Origin of the sequence: Thiothrix subterranea, from assembly GCF_016772315.1 — a bacterium.
Classification (GTDB): domain Bacteria; phylum Pseudomonadota; class Gammaproteobacteria; order Thiotrichales; family Thiotrichaceae; genus Thiothrix; species Thiothrix subterranea.
This window is the reverse complement of record NZ_CP053482.1, coordinates 2,751,584-2,769,458: the sequence shown is the minus strand read 5'-3', so window position 1 is coordinate 2,769,458 and position 17,875 is coordinate 2,751,584. Positions and strand designations below refer to the sequence as shown.

17 protein-coding genes and 2 pseudogenes are annotated in these 17,875 nt (G+C 44.3%); 7 read left to right on the top strand and 12 right to left on the bottom strand.

The window, feature by feature from the left end:
• Window positions 1-113: 113 nt before the first annotated feature.
• The 4 genes from HMY34_RS13765 to HMY34_RS13750 form a co-directional block, all read right to left on the bottom strand.
• The gene (locus HMY34_RS13765) at window positions 114-524 is read right to left on the bottom strand and encodes a type II toxin-antitoxin system VapC family toxin (protein ID WP_202716041.1); all 411 of its coding nucleotides are present in this window, start codon (window positions 522-524) and stop codon (window positions 114-116) included.
• A 3-nt stretch (window positions 525-527) separates the two neighbouring features.
• Complete coding sequence (locus HMY34_RS13760; RefSeq protein WP_202716040.1) at window positions 528-785, bottom strand: type II toxin-antitoxin system Phd/YefM family antitoxin; 258 nt, start codon at window positions 783-785, stop codon at window positions 528-530.
• A gap of 66 nt (window positions 786-851) precedes the next feature.
• On the bottom strand, window positions 852-2,087 hold the full coding sequence (locus HMY34_RS13755; RefSeq protein WP_202716039.1) for a type II toxin-antitoxin system HipA family toxin: 1,236 nt from the start codon (window positions 2,085-2,087) through the stop codon (window positions 852-854).
• Window positions 2,084-2,398, bottom strand: a complete 315-nt coding sequence (locus HMY34_RS13750) for a helix-turn-helix domain-containing protein (protein ID WP_202716038.1) — start codon at window positions 2,396-2,398, stop codon at window positions 2,084-2,086. Before HMY34_RS13750 ends, HMY34_RS13755 begins: the two co-directional genes overlap by 4 nt.
• A 367-nt stretch (window positions 2,399-2,765) precedes the next feature.
• Between HMY34_RS13750 and HMY34_RS13745 the strand changes: the two genes are divergently transcribed.
• Genes HMY34_RS13745 through HMY34_RS13730 form a run of 4 tightly spaced genes read left to right on the top strand, consistent with a single transcriptional unit; the run spans window position 2,766 to window position 8,783 of the window.
• Window positions 2,766-5,147: a dynamin family protein gene (locus tag HMY34_RS13745; RefSeq protein ID WP_202716037.1), complete on the top strand. Its 2,382-nt coding sequence runs from the start codon at window positions 2,766-2,768 to the stop codon at window positions 5,145-5,147.
• 4 nt (window positions 5,148-5,151) lie between these two features.
• Entirely contained in the window at window positions 5,152-5,604 is a 453-nt protein-coding gene (locus HMY34_RS13740; protein WP_202716036.1) for a hypothetical protein, read from the top strand.
• 12 nt (window positions 5,605-5,616) lie between these two features.
• Window positions 5,617-7,965, top strand: a complete 2,349-nt coding sequence (locus tag HMY34_RS13735; RefSeq protein ID WP_202716035.1) for a dynamin family protein — start codon at window positions 5,617-5,619, stop codon at window positions 7,963-7,965.
• Window positions 7,966-7,976: 11 nt separating this feature from the next.
• Window positions 7,977-8,783, top strand: coding sequence for a lecithin retinol acyltransferase family protein (locus HMY34_RS13730; protein ID WP_202716034.1), 807 nt, complete (start codon window positions 7,977-7,979; stop codon window positions 8,781-8,783).
• Window positions 8,784-8,927: 144 nt separating this feature from the next.
• On the opposite strand, the gene HMY34_RS13725 is transcribed toward HMY34_RS13730, so the two are convergent.
• The 4 genes from HMY34_RS13725 to HMY34_RS13710 all read right to left on the bottom strand — a co-directional run bounded on the left by HMY34_RS13725 (window position 8,928) and on the right by HMY34_RS13710 (window position 12,238).
• On the bottom strand, window positions 8,928-9,185 hold the full coding sequence (locus HMY34_RS13725) for a YcgL domain-containing protein (protein WP_202716033.1): 258 nt from the start codon (window positions 9,183-9,185) through the stop codon (window positions 8,928-8,930).
• A 4-nt stretch (window positions 9,186-9,189) separates the two neighbouring features.
• Entirely contained in the window at window positions 9,190-9,894 is a 705-nt protein-coding gene (locus tag HMY34_RS13720; RefSeq protein WP_202716032.1) for an LSm family protein, read from the bottom strand.
• A gap of 21 nt (window positions 9,895-9,915) precedes the next feature.
• Window positions 9,916-11,817, bottom strand: a complete 1,902-nt coding sequence (gene speA / locus HMY34_RS13715) for a biosynthetic arginine decarboxylase (RefSeq protein WP_202716031.1) — start codon at window positions 11,815-11,817, stop codon at window positions 9,916-9,918.
• Window positions 11,818-11,947: 130 nt separating this feature from the next.
• Window positions 11,948-12,238, bottom strand: coding sequence for a hypothetical protein (locus HMY34_RS13710; RefSeq protein WP_202716030.1), 291 nt, complete (start codon window positions 12,236-12,238; stop codon window positions 11,948-11,950).
• Window positions 12,239-12,241: 3 nt separating this feature from the next.
• On the opposite strand from HMY34_RS13710, the gene HMY34_RS13705 reads away from it, so the two are divergent.
• The 3 genes and pseudogenes from HMY34_RS13705 (at window position 12,242) to dcm (ending at window position 15,131) form a co-directional block, all read left to right on the top strand.
• Window positions 12,242-12,565 (top strand): DUF1840 domain-containing protein, encoded by a 324-nt coding sequence (locus tag HMY34_RS13705; protein ID WP_202716029.1) that lies wholly within the window; start codon window positions 12,242-12,244, stop codon window positions 12,563-12,565.
• 61 nt (window positions 12,566-12,626) lie between these two features.
• Window positions 12,627-13,217: pseudogene (locus tag HMY34_RS13700) on the top strand (AAA family ATPase); the annotation flags it as partial.
• 528 nt (window positions 13,218-13,745) lie between these two features.
• Window positions 13,746-15,131, top strand: coding sequence for a DNA (cytosine-5-)-methyltransferase (dcm, locus tag HMY34_RS13695; RefSeq protein ID WP_202716028.1), 1,386 nt, complete (start codon window positions 13,746-13,748; stop codon window positions 15,129-15,131).
• Window positions 15,132-15,139: 8 nt separating this feature from the next.
• On the opposite strand, the gene HMY34_RS13690 is transcribed toward dcm, so the two are convergent.
• The 4 genes and pseudogenes from HMY34_RS13690 to HMY34_RS13675 all read right to left on the bottom strand — a co-directional run bounded on the left by HMY34_RS13690 (window position 15,140) and on the right by HMY34_RS13675 (window position 17,840).
• The gene (locus HMY34_RS13690) at window positions 15,140-15,502 is read right to left on the bottom strand and encodes an NgoBV family restriction endonuclease (RefSeq protein ID WP_228288053.1); all 363 of its coding nucleotides are present in this window, start codon (window positions 15,500-15,502) and stop codon (window positions 15,140-15,142) included.
• Between the two features lie 109 nt (window positions 15,503-15,611).
• The gene (locus HMY34_RS13685) at window positions 15,612-16,040 is read right to left on the bottom strand and encodes a F0F1 ATP synthase subunit epsilon (RefSeq protein ID WP_202716026.1); all 429 of its coding nucleotides are present in this window, start codon (window positions 16,038-16,040) and stop codon (window positions 15,612-15,614) included.
• A gap of 9 nt (window positions 16,041-16,049) precedes the next feature.
• A pseudogene (locus HMY34_RS13680) lies at window positions 16,050-16,721 on the bottom strand (ATP synthase beta subunit C-terminal domain-containing protein); the annotation flags it as partial.
• Between the two features lie 3 nt (window positions 16,722-16,724).
• The gene (locus tag HMY34_RS13675) at window positions 16,725-17,840 is read right to left on the bottom strand and encodes a hypothetical protein (protein WP_202716025.1); all 1,116 of its coding nucleotides are present in this window, start codon (window positions 17,838-17,840) and stop codon (window positions 16,725-16,727) included.
• Window positions 17,841-17,875 lie beyond the last annotated feature (35 nt).

The following is a 17,875-nucleotide window of genomic DNA, read 5'->3' as shown; positions in this document are numbered from 1 at the left end:
CAATTTCTATGTAAATCTTTGAGGTTTTTTTAGTGAAAAATGTTCAAAGATTTACGTACATCATGCCACTTTTGAGATTTTTCGAGAGAGACTTAGGTTTTTCTACACCCTCATTAAATTTTGTACTCAAATGGATTCAATAACGGCACATAAAAAGATTCAAAATCAGTGACATTCCTAGTAACCAGCACCAGCTTATTGACTTTGGCAATAGCTGCAATCATTGCATCCTCATACAAGGTGTCAGATTTTTTATGCATCAGCTTTGCCCAAGTACGAAAAGCCGCTCCATCCAACGTTAAGATATTATAGGTGGTCGCGACGGCATCCAGCCATTCTTCCAATTCAATAGCACGTTGGGCATTCTGATCCCGTGTGATTTCTATACCCGCTTGAATTTCGGCTAATGTCACCGACGAGAGGTATAAATCTTTATCATCGACCGACTGAAGCCATGCAACAACTGCCCCATGCGGTTTCTGCCGCCGTAATTCAGAGACAACATTGGTATCCAATAAATACATGATTTACAGAACCTCTTGCACACGTCTTCTCCGCGCCTGCCCCCGTTCCGGCAACACCAGATCACCCCGCCCCTGATCAGACAACAATAAATCTTTCAATGATGGTTTTGCCGCCGCTTGGAGTCTGCGCCACACATCAACTGGGACAAGCACCGCAGCTTCAGCACCACGCCGTGTAACGACTTGCGGCCCTTGTGCGAGACACGCATCCAAAAACTCACTAAACCGAGCCTTAGCATCTTGAACAGCCCACGTTTGCATAACAACACCTCTAAATGACCAGTTACATGACTAGTCTATGTTGCCTGCTTGCAAAGAACAAGAACATTAACGTAACCGCATCGCTTTACGCTCCGGCTGATCAATGAATGTCCGCAAATACCCAATATCTTTACCCGACACCCCAAGACTCGCGAAAACCTGATCCCATTCCGCAACCACATCCGCCACCTTGAACCACTCTTCAATCGCCTGCTCACGGCTCAACCCAAACAAGCTGCATTCCGACAGCGCATTGCCCAATGTTCCCAGCGCCCCCTGCTGACCAACCCCCATCTGCTGATAACCCGCGTTTGACGTATTCGGCAATACATCGAAGGCAGGCGCAAGCGACCAAAATCCCGCATCAAACAGAAACGCATGATTCTTTTCGTGATCGTCAGAATTCTCAATCAGGATATTGAACGCCATCCGCCGAAACAACTCTGCCCGTTGCTGTGCTTGCACATCCGCCGCCCCCGCTTGCAACACAAACGATGCCATTGCCCCATAGCTCAATTCATCCAACGGCGCACCAAACCCCACCCCCGCCAACAACACCGTTTTGGCAGAAAGGGTACGCAAACGCTGGTTTGCTCGTCGGTCAAAGCGTTCAACCGCCACCACATGCCCAAAAAGTCCGGGCAATGCCACCGAATGCGCCACAGTAATACCCGCTTGCGCCGCCAATCTCAACGACGCATGTTCAATCAACCCAAGGTCAATATTAGCCCCACGCGGGAATTTGGCAATCCAATCCTTGCCCGCCATCGTCACCAAGGCTTTGGGGTGCGCCCCGCCCATCGTTTTGGTCGTTCCCGCAATCAGCTTTTCCTGCTCGGTCAGTGGTTCATTCGCATCAATCCGCTCAATCAATGCCTGCAAAGCGTGAATCGAATCAGCACTCGGCAATGGCTCGCCCCGATGAGGCAAATAGCGGGATTGCTCAACAGAAAACCCCAATGCCCCGAAACGGTGATCACCCGCGTAATACAAGAAGTCCAAAGCCGTTGCTCGTGGCGGATTATCAATGAAACGGATTGCCCGCTCGCCCCAACGGTCAGGCATCGCATCATCCAACGCGCCAAACAGCCGATCACGTACCGTGGGTGTCAGTACAGCGCGTTGCAACGGCATATCGCCCGACAACGGGTAGCCATTTGCCAACCAACTACGCTCGTAGACAAACGCCACGCCTCGCCCGCCCAATGCCAGCGATGCCGTACCCACCCGCACGGGAGTCTGCGGGTCAGTCAAACTCCAAACCGCTAATTCATTACCCGGTAGCATTTTCTGCGTACTCATGAACGTCCCTTCGGCAGTTTCGCCAACTCGATAGCCAGCGCCTGCTCATCGCTTGCCGGGTCTGCCAGATTTGCAACATGCTGAATCTTCCCGACCAACCAAAGCGCCATCACATACACCGACACCCCAACCGACGGATCACCCGCCTCCATACGCTGCAACGTAGGCACAGAAACACCCACCCGTACCGCCCACGAACGCAACGACTCGCCCCGCCGCAAACGTGCAATACGTAAATCTGCCCCCAACGTCTCAAGGGCAAGGTGAACTTGTTTAGGGCTGGCTGATGCGGTGTTAGCTGCTTTACTCATAAACATAAGTATAGACAAAAATTGGTATTTGTATCTTTTTATTTAGAAAAATAGGCGCATCATTTTCTACAGTGGCTCTGATAATCGCCTCTTGTTTGCGAACCGGCATTTGTGGATAACTTTAAGCAAACACAAAAATGAATACTGTGCACATGACAAACACAAGAATAAATTACCTATATTTCTTAGAACGTGAAATCACCTCATTTTAGTAATCACAACCATCTGACAAACGGTGATGGATTAGCGACAAAAGACAGGGTAAATTTGATTACCCTCTAAAGAGAACTTTAGAGATCAGACTACCGTTCTGTCAGGTGATTATTCTAACAACAACGAATCCATACGGAATCAAAGGTACGCCTCCATGTTCATGCAAAAAAATACGCCTAATCAATTAGTTACTAACTCAAGCATCGGTGACTTAAAACGAGCACAAGATTTAGCCGAAAAAATGCACCATTTATGGAGTGAAATTTCCCAACAAATGGTTACGCTGAATTCATATAATCAGGATGAATTCAGCATGGATAGCACCCGTTTCATTGCAGCATTAAGCACATTACAAGATAAACTACGGAATCCCACACTGACATTGGCTACCGCAGGAACAACTAGCAGCGGTAAAAGTACCTTAGTGAATTTATTATGTGGTGCAGAACTCATACCAAGTGATGCTCAAGAGTTAAGCGCTGGTATCGTTACGATAAAACACTCTCCTACTGGAAAACGGTGCTTAATAGTCAAAGAAACATCTGCTGCCCAATGGGAATGTGGGACATGGGATAATCCAAGTAACAAAGAAATTCATGATAGAATTAATAAAATCATGAAAAAATTCAATAAGGCTAAATTATCGCCACTAAATCCGCCCAGCAGCCCACAAATTGAAATTTCCTATCCAATTGCTTGCTTTTTACCTGATAACAAGCTGCTGAGTACTCAGCACTTACCAAGCGAGACAGCATTTCAAATAATTGATTTACCTGGAAAACGTAACCTAACTGACAATCTCAATAGTGATGTCATTAAAGAAAATTGTCGAGATGCATTATCCTTAGTCACTTACAATATGGAAGAAACCGATGAGAGTTTATGCCAAGAGTTAGTGGAAGATGTATTACAGCAAGTAAAGCTTATGGGTGGTTCACCAAGCAGGATGTTATTTGTACTCAATCGCATTGATATTTATTTAAAGCAACGAGATGGTATAAAACGTCAAAATGAAGTAGTGGAAGAAACCATTAATGAAATTAACACACTCATTACAAAAGAGCTTCCCGAATACAACAAAGCAATTCAGAATCTAGTTTATAGCAAATTATCTAGTTTACCAGCGCTATTAGCATGGCAACTTAAAAATCAAGAAGAAAGCATTAAAGCAGGCATAGCCGAGCAAGTATATCTTGATTTTAATCGTTTAATTCCAAAAGCCATTTCACACGAACTAACAAGTAATACTAACGATTGGAATGAATGGGACTATCAACAAGTACAAGAAGCTGTATGGAAAAATAGTTATGCAGGAGAGTTCTTTGTTCAATTAGACAACCACATAAAATGTAACTTTTCCAACATTATAATACCACCTATTTTTATAGCTTTTGAAGATATAGCATCCGATATAACTAACAAATACCTTAATGAATGTAAAGCGGTAAAAAATCGCCTGACTGTTGAATACGAAGAAGCAGAAAAATCAATCGATACTGATTATAAATATATCGAGGAGTTTATTCGTTACGCTAGTGATGAAGCCAATCAACTTTGCCATCATTTACTAAACAGCTCTAATATTAATTCAGCAACAGTAAACCAGAAAATCGAAGAACTAGCTACACAAAGCGAGTTCTTTAAAAAACTCAAGGAAACCTCAATATTAGCGCCACTTTATACAACACCAGAAGAAGTTAGTAAGTGGTTATCAGGAACATTAGATGGTGTTATCCAATCTTTGCGTAGCGGGCGGGTTAATTTCTTTGGTACAAAAGCCGAATATCTCTCACTAAAACATCAAAATCAACTAGCCGTTATTTGTAACAATTTAATAGGAAATGGTTATACCACAATATATGCTGAAGCTGGAATTAATGAAAAAGCGACAACAGATAGTGAGAAAACCACATTTGAATCATTAAAACAATCGCTTGCCGATTTTTCAAACGATTTATCTAACATATTATCAGCAATATGGCTTGAGCGCATTGAGCGTGAGAATCATCGTCTACGTGAATCACTAGAAAAAGCTATGGAAGAATTTATTTATCACATAAATAATGAACTGCGTCAAAAGAAACCAGATTTTGGATTAAACATTCCAGAGTCAATACTAACAACAAAAAATATTAAGAACAGTCTGGATCTTATTTTTGCAATAAATATAAATCTTAGAAAAGAAATCGAGCTTGATCCGTGGAGATTATTTCTATCAACACGTGATGTAACACATATTGAAATACCATCAATCTATGAAATATACAATGATTGGCAATCTGAAATAAAAAAAGCAGAAAGTGAAACACTTCGTTTTACCATTAGAATGGCAAAAGAATATTTTTCAGAAATTGAAAGAAAGATTCAAGATCGTCTTCGTGGGTTACTTAGTGACTTTCACAGTAAGGTTAATAGCAAATATCAAGAGCATGATAGTATTTACCGAAAAGACAGTGATACTTGGGAATCCATTAGTGATATGGTTATAGAAATGAGCAAATCACTACAACAATTACAAGAACTAAAGAGAAAATAAACTCATGGAATCTAAATTGCTTATCGTTGCCGCTGGGTTTATTACTATACCTTTATGGGTTTGCATAATGAATGCAAAAAATAGAAAAAAAACTGGTACATCCATATTGCTAATTATTACTGCACGAAACTTTGCTCCATTTCAAGATCACGTATCTTCTAATAAACTTCATGTGAAATTAATAAAACAGCTTATCGATGAAAGTCGTTTTTTCCTCACAACTAACAAAAAAGAAACATTAAGAGAGCTTACTGAAAGTAGCTCAGATGAAGTCAATTACAACTCTGAAGATAACTTATTAATACATATTTTCACTCCAAAAAACAATAGCATTCATCAAAAAAATAAAATTCAGTTGAAAGAAAGCATTATTTCTGATTTTAACAGCATTATTTGTGCTAAAAAACTAACATCCATCAGTGTAGTCGAAAAATACAATTTTATCAGAACGTTATAATAAGGAAAAATGATGAAAAATTTAGATTGGAAAACAACATCGCAACTTTATGCTGCCAAATTAAGTTCTGCTATTGATCTGCAACGCCATGCTTTGCATTTATCAAATTTACCACAAGCACAACAAGCAGGGGTCAAACAAGAACAAATTGATAATTTAAAAAAAGCAGGTAAAATTGCCGAAAAGCAAAAAATACGTTTAGAAAAAAATGAATTTCGTATTGCTGTTGTCGGACTAGAAAAAGCTGGGAAAAGTACTTTTATTAATGCATGGCTAGAATACGATTTACTACCTGCTAACACAGAACGTTGTACATTCACAACCACACAAATATATTCAGTGAAAGATGACTCAGAACAGCGCTTTGAAACTGAACCAAAAATCATAAGTGATTTTAATCATTACAAAGACGAGCTGATCGAACAAGCAGAGAGTCTTGACAAAAGTGCAGCTCAAAAAGCTAAAAATGATCTAGATGTTATTGAAACTCATCAAAAAACACTACAAGAAGTTCTTGAGGAGGGAAAACAATCTTTTCGTTTTACTGATTTCACAGAATTAAAACCAACGCTGAAAAAATATGTAGCCGATGAACGCTATGCTCATGCGATGCGTGAAGCACGTTTATATACCAGCAAACTAGCGGCAATAGATGGCGTTGTCTTTTATGATGTTCCAGGATTAGACTCTGGCTTATCCAAACATATTGAAGAATCTAAGGAAATGCTGTCCGATTGTGATGCTATTATTTTAGTACAAAGACGCGACATCAGCCTTAAAGCTTATGAGCAAGATTTAATTCGCTTTGGAGAAAGTGGAGATCCCTATTTAAAACTAGCTGATAAATTATTTGTTTTCTGGGGACAAATTGATCTACAACCCTCACTCAAAGTACTTAACGAAGATTGGCAGAAACTTTTAAAAATATGGGAGGCAGAAGGCATTCCAGCCAAACGGATTATTCGTGGTTCTGCTGGCGCTCATTTAGTTCTGAATGATTTTGATATTCCTAAGATTGGAACATCTGAACAAGTACGTGAGAAGATGGCGCAGCTAACCAATATTAACGCAAATGACATTGAAAAGCTAAAACAAGCCACAGGGATTACTGAGTTAAAAAACAACATAAAGAACTATTTAGACTCAGAACGAACAATCTTATTAGAAAAACGTTGCAATAGCATCATTACTGATATTGTTAATACTTCTCAAGATATATACAAAGCCGTAGGTCAACATTATCCTGAAGATCCTGAGCAGGCTAAACGTCGACAAGAACAAGATAATACCGTTGATTTTCAAGATTGGTGGAAAGCTCGTTGGAAAAAAACGCAGGGCGATGTCAATAAGATCACAAAGGCTTATATTGACGATAAAAGTAACGATATTTTCGAAAAATTCTTGGGTACTTATAAGCAAAGTATACAACAACGAATGGAGACGATACCATCACGACAACCTGATGAACGTCAAATTATCTTTAATAAAAATAGCATACCTGTTTTTGATGCAACACAAAGCAATTTTGCATGGCGTGAGGCGCTTTACCAAGAAACTCGCAAAATTTTAGAAATAATCTCTGATAATATGGCCACAGGCTTAGTAGAAGAAGCGCATTCATTAATGGATGATATAAAAAAAGAATTATGGAATACCACTGAAGTAGAACGCCGATTAATTAATAATAAACGAGACTATAAAGACAAACTCGAACGTTCATTTAATACACTATTTATGCGCTTCGCTAGACCTATTGTGGAAATACTCATTCGAAAACCCGTTGGTAGTGAAGCACGCAATGCAATTTTTGACAGCTTAGATGCTGACAGTCGGATTATTGATAATTACATTAAGACAGATGAACCTGCACTTAAAAGGGTTGGGCGTTATGCCACTCATGGCTTTAAATTATTTACAAATCCTAATTTACGTACAGAAATATTAGGTGCGTCCGTTACAGCTACAAGATTTGTACTCCGCCGTAATTTTCTCGCCAATATTGCCCTCGATATTTTTGATGAAAATTTTGAGGGCGATGATGCAGCAACATTATCAACATATGATCAATTAATTCTCGAAGTTGAATCAGATTTACAAGCATTAGAACATTTTTTGTTACAAGGTGTCTTTGATGCCGCTGGCTTTAAAGTATTCCGAGAACAAGAGTTAGCAAAATTGCGTGATGACTTTCTTGAAAAAGACAGCACGTGGAGTGGTGTAGCCATCAATGAATGGAAAGACAGCAACCCATTGCTGCTGCAAGAGCTTCCCATTCACTTACGTACACAAACTTTTGATACTGAGGTGAGTAATAGACTACATCAGTTAGGCATTGCTTTAAGAAATTCATTAGCTAAATAAAATGGTGTGATATGACAACGATAGAAATCAGCCCACAACCAAGCGATCATTTAATTTCTCCACGCATTGGCTATTTTCATCATGGAATTTATATCGGTGATGGAAAGGTCATTCATTATTCGGGGCTTGCCGAAGATTTCAAAGCTGGCCCCGTAGAAGAAACCAGTTTAGAGGCATTTGCGGGTGGACATGGATTCACCATAAGAAATTACACAACTCAACGGTTTAGAGGACAAGCAGTCATTGAACGCGCCCGCTCTCGGTTAGGGGAAAAACTGTATTGCGTATACTCCAACAATTGCGAACATTTCTGTCAATGGTGTATCAATGATTCTCATGAAAGCAACCAAGTACATCACGGAACATTAGCAGCAACTGGTACAGTAGCTGGCATAACAGGCGTAGCCGCCCGTGGTGTCGCCCTTGCCACTACAGCAGGAACAATTGGAGTAGCTAGTACGGCTGGCTTGGGTTTATTAAGCAGCTTACCCGCACTCGGCGTAGCTTACGGTTTTAATAGCACCGTATTAAAAGACAGCCCTGTATTTGATGATACTGAACGGGAAGCACGCAATGTAGGCAGAACAGCAACGTATGTTGGTGCAACTGTTGGTACTACCGGTTGCATTGCAGCAGTCAGTGCTAGTGGTACAGTAGTCGGATTAAGTGGTTCAGGCATTGCTGCGGGTCTAAGCGCCATAGGCGGTGGCAGCCTTGCAGGTGGTGCGGCACTCACTGTAGCAGCCCCTATCGTTACGGCGGCGGCACTAGGGTATGGTACTTATAAACTTATAAAATATTTCAAAACCAAGTACTAATAAAGCAGCTTATAAACAATGCTACCCCGTTAATTTTTATGGGGTAGCGCCATCACCGAAAATCAATCATCGACTTTCATTCAAGAGATTAGTTAATCGGCAAAAAGTATCCGATATGAGTGGCAGGTTTACCTTTGCCATGGTTCACGAATTGAGCCATCTTGTCTCTTCATTCGGCGGCAATTGTAAGAAAAACCCATTCTCCTGCATCACGCGCCGCACTTCGCTGACAGCAATGTTAAATTGCAACTGGCGTTCATCATCCAGAAAAAACTCGAACGAAAATTCAGGCACGCCAAAAATCTTCAATAAAACCTCAGGAACTCGCTCAAAATTATCCCTTTCCGGCAGGAACAGAAAAGATCCCTGTTTGCGCCGACTGCGGTAAACGTAGCATTGCATGGCGTTACTCCTTGCCTTGTTCGTGTGTCATAACAGCCACCTCGCGGATGTCAGCAGTTTTCAAAGTGCGCGTCACCGTGCCACCCTCCAAGCGCTCCTCCAAACCCATCTCACTTGCAGAAGTCGTAATAAGCTTGCCTTCACGCTTGCGCCCGTCTTTTTGCGTAATGCGCACGTATTGCCCGATATTGTCCGACAATTTACCCAGCTCAATCGGCTTGAACACCACGTGGTATAAAGCGTTAGCCGGTAAACTTTTCGCCCCTGCCAACACATCCGCCGGTTTGGGCGCGGGAGCGGGCGCAGCAACAGGCGCGGCGGCAGCAACCGCTGGCTGCTCAGTACGCACACTGGGTGGAATGTCGATGGTATGCGTGACCGGCGCGGCGGCGGGTATTTCCACCGCTGGCGATTCGGCACTCACCGGCGCAGACACATTCATCCCCAGCGCATGTGCATGGCGATAAACGTGCTGATTCGCCCCCGCAAACCAGGCTACCGCTGCCAATAACACGCCGATAAAGCTGGTAATGACCCAACCGCCGACCCGATGCCACATCGCAGGCAAGGCCAACAAATTCACCACCGGAATCAACGCCAGCAATCCCGTGACCGGATGCCGCTGGAAACACAGCACCGCCATGACCAACCAACCCAACAAAAACAACACCGCGCCTAACAACAGTACGCCTAATAATACGTATTCCATGATTTTCCTATTTGCCCCGAATTAATCTTCGAGGTAAGTATAACCGATTAAACCTGCTTCTATTTCACGCAATAGCATTTTTTGGCGCTCAGAATCGTCAACGGCGGCGGCGAGTTTGCGGCGGCATTGCGCCAGCAAATCTTTCGGCTCGAAATGCACGTAGCGCAACAACTCATCAATCGTGTCACCACGCTCCGGTTCAGATAGCTTGTAACTGCCATCCGGCAACAATTCCACGTTGATGGAATCGGTGTCACCAAACAGATTATGCAAATCGCCGAGGATTTCCTGATACGCGCCCACCATGAAAATGCCCAGCAAATACGGCTGATCTTTTTGCAACGAATGCAGCGCCAACGTGCTTGCCAAGCGCCCACTTTCCACATAAGTCGACACCGTGCCGTCGGAATCGCAAGTTAAATCTTGCATGGTGACGCGCCGATCCGGGTTTTCCTGCAAGCGGTGCAGCGGCATAATCGGGAAAATCTGCTCAATCGCCCAGGCATCCGGCATGGACTGGAACAGCGAGAAATTGCAGAAATACTTATCTGCCAACTTTTCCTGCAAGCTGGTTTGAATTTCTGGCTCTAAGGCTTCAAATAATTCCGGCTGGCTGAGCAATTTGCGGCAAATTGCACGATGGAATTCTTCCGCCCTAGCCCGCTGGTTGAGGTCGATCGAACCGTGCGCGTACATGCCGTGGGCATCATCCAGCCAATACGCCGCGTCGTGGTAGATTTCCGAGGGCGGCAAGCGCTTACGGTTGTGATACAAGCGGAACAGATTGTGCAAAATCATCGGGTCATCATCATCCGGCTCACTCAGCGTCGGCTGCGCTTCCGGCTGTTCGGGGTCAGTGTCGATGACGTTGGTGATTAATACCGCGTGATGGGCGCTTAAACCTCGCCCGGATTCGGAGATGAAATCGGGAAACGGCAGTTCGTATTCTTCGCACACGTCCTGCACGCTGCGCACGATGGTATTAGCGTATTCCTGCAAGCTGTAGTTGATCGAGCATTCGTTGCGCGAACGGGAGCCGTCGTAATCCACGCCCAACCCGCCGCCGACATCGACCACGCGAATATTGGCCCCCAAGCGATGCAATTCCGCAAAATAACGGCTGGCTTCGCGCATTCCGCGTTGAATGTCCTGAATATTGGCAATCTGCGACCCCATGTGAAAGTGCAGCAATTGCAGGCAATCGAGTTTCCCGGCGGCTTGCAATTGCTCAATCATGTGCAAGGCTTGTGCGGCGGAAAGCCCGAATTTGGATTTCTCGCCGCCGGTGTTTTGCCATTTGCCTTTGCCGAGGGTATACAGGCGGGTGCGGATGCCGAGTAATGGCTCAATGCCAAGTTTAGTGGCTTCTTCGAGTGTTTCGGCGAGTTCCGAGGGTTTTTCCACCACGATGAAAATGCGGTGTCCCATTTGCCGCCCGATCAAGGCGAGGCGCAGGTATTCGCGGTCTTTGTAGCCGTTGCAGATAATGGTGCTGCCCGTCGGCGCTGAACCGAGCACTGCCATGAGTTCGGGTTTGCTGCCTGCTTCCAAGCCGACTTGTGTGCCGCCGCCTTTGAGGATTTCCTGCACCACGCTGCGTTGCTGGTTGACTTTGATGGGGTAAATCGCGGTGTACTGGCTACTTTGCCCGCAATCGGCAATCGCTTGGTTGAATGCCCCCTGCAAGCGTTGCACCCGATCGTGCAAGACATTGACGAAACGTACCAATAGCGGGAAACGCATTCCGTCTTCGTTATGGACGCGCATCGCGAGGGCGTGCAAATCGACTTGCTGCGCTGGGTTGCCGGGGACGCACATGGCGACATTGCCAGCGGCATTTATGTCGAAATAGCCATCCCCCCAATGCTGGATGCTGTATAGGCGACGGGCGGCTTCAATGTTCCAAGTGTTGTGGGTATACATGGTATTCCTGCTGGCGTGGATGGCACGGTTTTAAGGTGTGCAGGATACTAGAAAAGTTGCCCAAATAAATACCCCCGCTATTGAGCCGGGGGTTAGAGGAGTCGAAGCATGGTCAGGCAAGTTATTGTTATTAATGTTTAAGCCTGCTCTCTGCCTCTTGGGGCTTGCTGATAAATACTTGTTGTTGTTTCGCTGTTCTGACTGAAAGGACTATTGCAACCCTTGTGCCAACGCCCACTAAAAATATAAACCATTGATAATTATAAATTTGCTGATTTTCGCTAAACACCTGCCCACTCACTACCTTGGCAATGCTGTCAGAAAACGACAGGTATCCTGTCAGTGGCTGACAAATCTGCCAGTGTGACAGGCTTTCGGTATATGATTGGCAGATGACTTTTGTGATTTTGACAAGGAGCAAGCCATGATCCGCTTCACCAGCCCCGCCGCCGCCAGTGTTTCCATGTTTGAAAAGGATGCGAAAGCCCTGATTCGTCTAATGGGGCATAGTGGCACGATTCCCAGCGCCATCCGTGCCGAAGACGTAGAAACAGCGCTGCAACACCTCGAAGCTGCCTTAAAAGCACAAGCAGCACAAACGGAATCTCCCGCCAAACAACCAACAGAGGAAGCCGAAGCGCCAGTGATCAGCCTCAATGTCCGCGCTTACCCCTTGTTAGAATTGCTGAAAGCTGCCATCGCTAAGCAGAAAAATGTGATGTGGGAACAAGATAAAGCCTTTTTCTAAGCAGCGTGATCAACCGCAAAACCCGCTATAATGCCCCTATCACCCACGGCAGGCGCTGCACATGAAAAAATTACCTATCGGCATCAGCACTCTAGCAAAAATCATGGCGGATGATTGCGTGTATGTGGATAAAACCGCTCACATTCAAACATTGCTTAATAAGGGTTCGTATTACTTTCTCTCACGCCCGCGCCGTTTCGGGAAATCCTTGTTGGTAGACACTTTGCATCAGTTATTTGCGGGTAATGAGGCATTATTTCGGGGGTTACATATTCACCCGCATTGGGATTGGGCGGTACAGTACCCTGTCATTTCCATCAGCTTTGGTTCGGGGCAATTAACCAATCGAGCGGAACTGGACGAAAAAATCGGGGAATTGTTACGCATTAATCAGCAACGCCTCGGCATTACCTGTGAAGAAAAAAGCCTGTCCGGTTGTTTCACTGAACTTATCCGCAATGCTAAGGATAAATATGGAAGCAATGTCGTTATTTTAGTGGATGAATACGACAAACCGCTTCTCGACAATATCACCGACAGCAGCGTGGCGGCGGAAATGCGCAATGGTTTACGCAATTTGTATTCGGTAATCAAAGACAACGATGCCCATATCCGCTTTGCTTTCCTCACGGGGGTGAGCAAATTTTCCAAAGTATCATTGTTCAGTGGCTTGAATAACTTGGAAGATATTACCCTCGACCCGCGTTACAGCGCGTTGTGCGGTTATACCCAAACCGAGTTGGAGCGACATTTCGGCGAACATTTGCAAGGCGCGGATATGTCGCTGGTACGTTCGTGGTACAACGGCTATAACTGGCTGGGGGAGAGTGTTTATAACCCGTTTGATGTGCTGCTGTTTATTTCCAAAGGCAAGGAATTCCTGCCTTATTGGTTTGAAACCGCCACGCCGTCATTCTTGGTGGATATTTTGTTTTTTGCGGACTCGTCGAAACTCAGTGACCGCTTAGCATCCAAGCCTTCATCATCAGACCAGTCAACGCGACGCGCAGACGGTTGCCGGGTGGTTCATTCATCTGACCGTAAACCAGTGCCGCCTTGTCGATGTTCATCGTATCATTCATACCTTTGATAGCTACGCACGTTAAAACCGCTGGAACCGACACACCGAAAATGCTACCATAAGCCACCTTAGTTAGACGTAAACCAAGGAAAAGTCACTATGAACATCGTGAAGAAACTTCGTTTTATTGACCTATTTGCTGGTATGGGTGGTTTTCGGCTTGGCTTTGAAACAGCTTGCACTACACAAGGCGTAACTTCAGAATGTGTGTTCACCTCCGAAATAAAACCCCATGCGGTAAAGGTCTATACCGATAACTTCCCTGACAGCCGCATTCACGGTGACATTACCCAGATTCCAGCCGATGAAATACCTGATTTTGATGTGATGTTAGCGGGTTTTCCCTGTCAAGCCTTCAGTTGTGCAGGAAAACGTTATGGCTTTGCCGATACACGCGGCACCTTATTTTTTGAAGTCGAACGCATCTTAGACGCTAAACGTCCCGCCGCCTTTATCCTAGAAAATGTAGAAGGCTTAGTCGGTCATGATAAAGAAAATAATACTGACAGCATTGGGCGCACCCTCAGTGTTATTCTGGAAAAACTCCAATTACTGGATTACCACGTCACATGGCGAGTCTTGGATGCTAAACATTTCGGATTAGCACAAACACGTAAACGCATTTTTATCGTTGGCACAAAAACACAAACGATTAATCTACACGATTTCCCACAAAAAATAGTTGCACTACAGGATGTTCTGGAAACAGACAAGCCGTGTATGAACACTAAGCTCACCCAGTTATTACTCTCGCATTTCAAGCTGGATGAATTGCAAGGTAAATCCATTAAAGATAAGCGTGGTGGTAAAGAGAACATTCATAGCTGGGATATTGGTTTAAAAGGCGAGGTGAGTGATGCCCAAAAAGAGCTACTAAACCTTATTTTGCTGTATCGCCGTAACAAAAAATGGGCGGCTGCTAAAGGCATTACATGGATGGATGGAATGCCACTGACAGCAAATGAAATCAGAACATTTTACCAACACCCTCACTTGCAAACGCTGTTAGATGACTTGGTGCAAAAAAATTACCTAAAATATGAACACCCTAAAGACATTGTGACCGTCACTGAAAATGGCACAAGCAAAAGAATCCGCCTACCACGGCAAGATGTAGAAAAAGGTTACAATATTGTAGCAGGAAAATTAAGCTATGAAATCAATAAGGTGCTTGATCCTAAAACTACGACACCAACCTTGGTTGCTACTGATCTTGATAGAATCGTCGTACCGGATACGCAAGGGTTACGAAAATTAACCTTAGTTGAGCAGTGCCGCTTGTTTGGATTTCCTGATCATTTCCAGCTCAATGTGGCTGATACTTTAGCACATGACTTATTTGGTAATACCGTGCCTGTTGCTACTGTTGAAGCCGTTGCGGAGCGCGTCATTCTGGAAGGTATTTTGGGTAAAATCAGCACTCAGACTCCTATCGTATCACCTAAAAATCAGCCTTGTTATCATCAATTGGCTTTAATTGCTTAAGCATTATTTTATAGCGGGATACCTGTTTTTGCTTGGTATCCCGTCGCTACCTGCTTCAACCAGTTACCACCGTGATAACGTTCAGGATAGAATTTCTTGAGAGCCGCATCCAATGCTTCGACAAATTGTCGCCGATTACCAAAAGAAGCATCACGAGTACGCCAATCTTTAGGGCGAATATTCACAGGAATGTTTTGTTTAACTTGAAGACTTAGAATGTTTTTTGATGACTCCCCCGCCATTTCCCAAATCTTCTTAACCCAAAAATCCACTACTCGAAGAGATTCTCCTTCCAAGTCATACCCAAATACTAAATGATTAGCATCCAGTCTATCAGGGTGTACGAACAAGGAGCGGGTATAAGCATCAATATTGCTGACATATCTTTTACTGGCTCAATAATCAAACAAGAGTTTATCTGATCCACAGCAAAAAGGCTGCACTAGGCAGCCTTTCTGGTTTTTGCGGACTTGCCGAAACTCAGTGACCGCGTGCTTTACCAATCCGGTGCAGCATTTCGATCTGCGCCTTCGCTGACTCTAGCTCAGTCTGGATCGCCTCATAATCGAGGTCTTCCGGGTCTTTGCCTTGCAGCGCGTCGGTGGCTTGCTTCATCGCTTCGCGGGCGGCTGCCTCATCGAGGTCTTCCGCACGCATCCCGGTGTCAGCCAATACTGTCACCACGTGTGGCTGAACTTCCAGTACACCGCCGGAGACGAACAGCGATGCCATCGCGCCTTCGGTGGTTTTGTACTGCAATTCGCCTGCACGCAGCTTGGAAATCAACTGCGAGTGACGCGGCATAATGCCTAAGTCACCCATTGCACCCGGTGCAATCACTTCTTCGACCATGCCGGAGAACAACGATTGTTCTGCCGTCACTACGTCCAAATGAAATGTCATCGCCATGATGCCCCCTTAGAGCTTCGTAGCTTTTTCAACAACTTCGTCGATGCCGCCGACCATGTAGAACGCTTGTTCTGGCAAGTGGTCGTATTCACCGTTGAGGATGGCTTTGAAGCTGCTCAAGGTTTCTTTCAGGGTAACGTATTTACCCGGTGAACCTGTGAACACTTCCGCTACGAAGAACGGCTGGGACAGGAAGCGTTGGATACGACGCGCCCGACCGACGACTTGTTTGTCTTCGTCAGAGAGTTCGTCCATACCCAAGATCGCGATGATGTCCTTGAGTTCTTTGTAACGTTGCAGGATACCTTGCACGCCACGCGCTACGCTGTAGTGTTCTTGACCAACAACCAGCGGGTCAAGCTGACGCGAGGTGGAGTCAAGTGGGTCTACCGCTGGGTAAATACCCAGTTCCGCGATATTACGTGACAATACCAGTGTCGCATCCAAGTGGGCGAACGTGGTGGCTGGGGATGGGTCAGTTAAGTCATCCGCAGGAACGTAAACCGCTTGGAACGAGGTGATCGAGCCAGTTTTGGTGGAAGTGATACGCTCTTGCAGTGCGCCCATTTCTTCCGCCAATGTTGGCTGATAACCTACCGCAGATGGCATACGACCCAACAGTGCGGATACTTCCGTACCCGCCAGTGTGTAACGGTAGATGTTGTCAACGAACATCAGTACGAATTATTGCAACCGTGAAATAGCCATCTTCCAATCACGTTCGAGGTCAGAGCCTTGTATATTATTCTGCTGCGATTTCAAATATCCCAACAACTCTTGTTTTATTGGGCTGCCTATATCAGATAGTGCTACATTCCCATCCTCTTTAAGTAAAAACGCCAATGTTTTATTCATTTCCTGCTGAGTCTTAGCAGATGGTGACGATGTGAGCAATAATGAGAGTGATGAAGAATTTAAAGCTGAACTTGATAGAAAGTTGGTGAATATAGCGTGATAAAACTCACCGCTATGCTCTGGATTCTGAAAAATACTGGATTGAAGTCCCGACATTAATTTATCAACATCATGTTTATCCGCATAGTTAGCATATAATCTCACGGAGTAACCATGTAAATCTCCCAGCTCTTCGGCAGAAGCAGGTATACTTGTAATTTGTTGCATTAATAATTCTTTCAAATAAGGAGACTTGCCATCATAAATGTTTTTTTCTTTCACACTAAGACTAGATGTATCTAATCCGAGTATACCATCTGTTATTTGAAGCAAATCATGCCTCACTCCTCTAGTATTCTCTCCTTGTGAGAGCATACTTTGATAGCCAACAAAAATATCCTCTGATAATTCATAAGGAATTAACTCAGAGAGGCGTGCCATCAAAATAGATTGCACTGCATTATCGCCACCAGACCAACTCGTATTGAAATAGACATCCCATAAAATAGATGCTTTTTCTTGATGCGATAATGAAGGATTATTTATAATTCCATTAACAACCTTATCACTAAGTTTTACCAACTCCTGAGTAATCTCAGGCGAATTATTCGTTGAATTAGTATTTTCTTGCGGAAATGGAAACTCATTGACCCACTGCTTAAGTTTTTCTACAAATTCTGCCACATTCTGCGGATCAGTCTTATTAATAATTGTGGCAGATGATACCTCTTTCCGAACCAAAGAGGAGGGCAGCGAGGTGGAATTAGCTACACCTACTGCCTCTCTCGTGCTTTCCTTTTGATTATCAGAATGATTACCCACATCAAGATTTTCACCAGATAGAAACCACAAACTTCCTGCCGCCGTCACGATAACCAGCAAACTAAGTAGTAAATTTCGAGACATCCTAACATTCCTTAATTAAAAATAATAAGCATTCT

What these genes read in the sequence shown, in the direction of transcription:
- HMY34_RS13730 (WP_202716034.1), top strand. Translation starts at nt 7,977, where the DNA reads ATGACAACGATAGAAATCAGCCCACAACCAAGCGATCATTTAATTTCT.
- HMY34_RS13675 (WP_202716025.1), bottom strand. Translation starts at nt 17,840, where the DNA reads ATGTCTCGAAATTTACTACTTAGTTTGCTGGTTATCGTGACGGCGGCA.
- HMY34_RS13685 (WP_202716026.1), bottom strand. Translation starts at nt 16,040, where the DNA reads ATGGCGATGACATTTCATTTGGACGTAGTGACGGCAGAACAATCGTTG.
- HMY34_RS13765 (WP_202716041.1), bottom strand. Translation starts at nt 524, where the DNA reads ATGTATTTATTGGATACCAATGTTGTCTCTGAATTACGGCGGCAGAAA.
- HMY34_RS13740 (WP_202716036.1), top strand. Translation starts at nt 5,152, where the DNA reads ATGGAATCTAAATTGCTTATCGTTGCCGCTGGGTTTATTACTATACCT.
- HMY34_RS13760 (WP_202716040.1), bottom strand. Translation starts at nt 785, where the DNA reads ATGCAAACGTGGGCTGTTCAAGATGCTAAGGCTCGGTTTAGTGAGTTT.
- dcm (WP_202716028.1), top strand. Translation starts at nt 13,746, where the DNA reads ATGAACATCGTGAAGAAACTTCGTTTTATTGACCTATTTGCTGGTATG.
- HMY34_RS13725 (WP_202716033.1), bottom strand. Translation starts at nt 9,185, where the DNA reads ATGCAATGCTACGTTTACCGCAGTCGGCGCAAACAGGGATCTTTTCTG.
- HMY34_RS13705 (WP_202716029.1), top strand. Translation starts at nt 12,242, where the DNA reads ATGATCCGCTTCACCAGCCCCGCCGCCGCCAGTGTTTCCATGTTTGAA.
- HMY34_RS13745 (WP_202716037.1), top strand. Translation starts at nt 2,766, where the DNA reads ATGTTCATGCAAAAAAATACGCCTAATCAATTAGTTACTAACTCAAGC.
- HMY34_RS13720 (WP_202716032.1), bottom strand. Translation starts at nt 9,894, where the DNA reads ATGGAATACGTATTATTAGGCGTACTGTTGTTAGGCGCGGTGTTGTTT.
- HMY34_RS13755 (WP_202716039.1), bottom strand. Translation starts at nt 2,087, where the DNA reads ATGAGTACGCAGAAAATGCTACCGGGTAATGAATTAGCGGTTTGGAGT.
- speA (WP_202716031.1), bottom strand. Translation starts at nt 11,817, where the DNA reads ATGTATACCCACAACACTTGGAACATTGAAGCCGCCCGTCGCCTATAC.
- HMY34_RS13750 (WP_202716038.1), bottom strand. Translation starts at nt 2,398, where the DNA reads ATGAGTAAAGCAGCTAACACCGCATCAGCCAGCCCTAAACAAGTTCAC.
- HMY34_RS13735 (WP_202716035.1), top strand. Translation starts at nt 5,617, where the DNA reads ATGAAAAATTTAGATTGGAAAACAACATCGCAACTTTATGCTGCCAAA.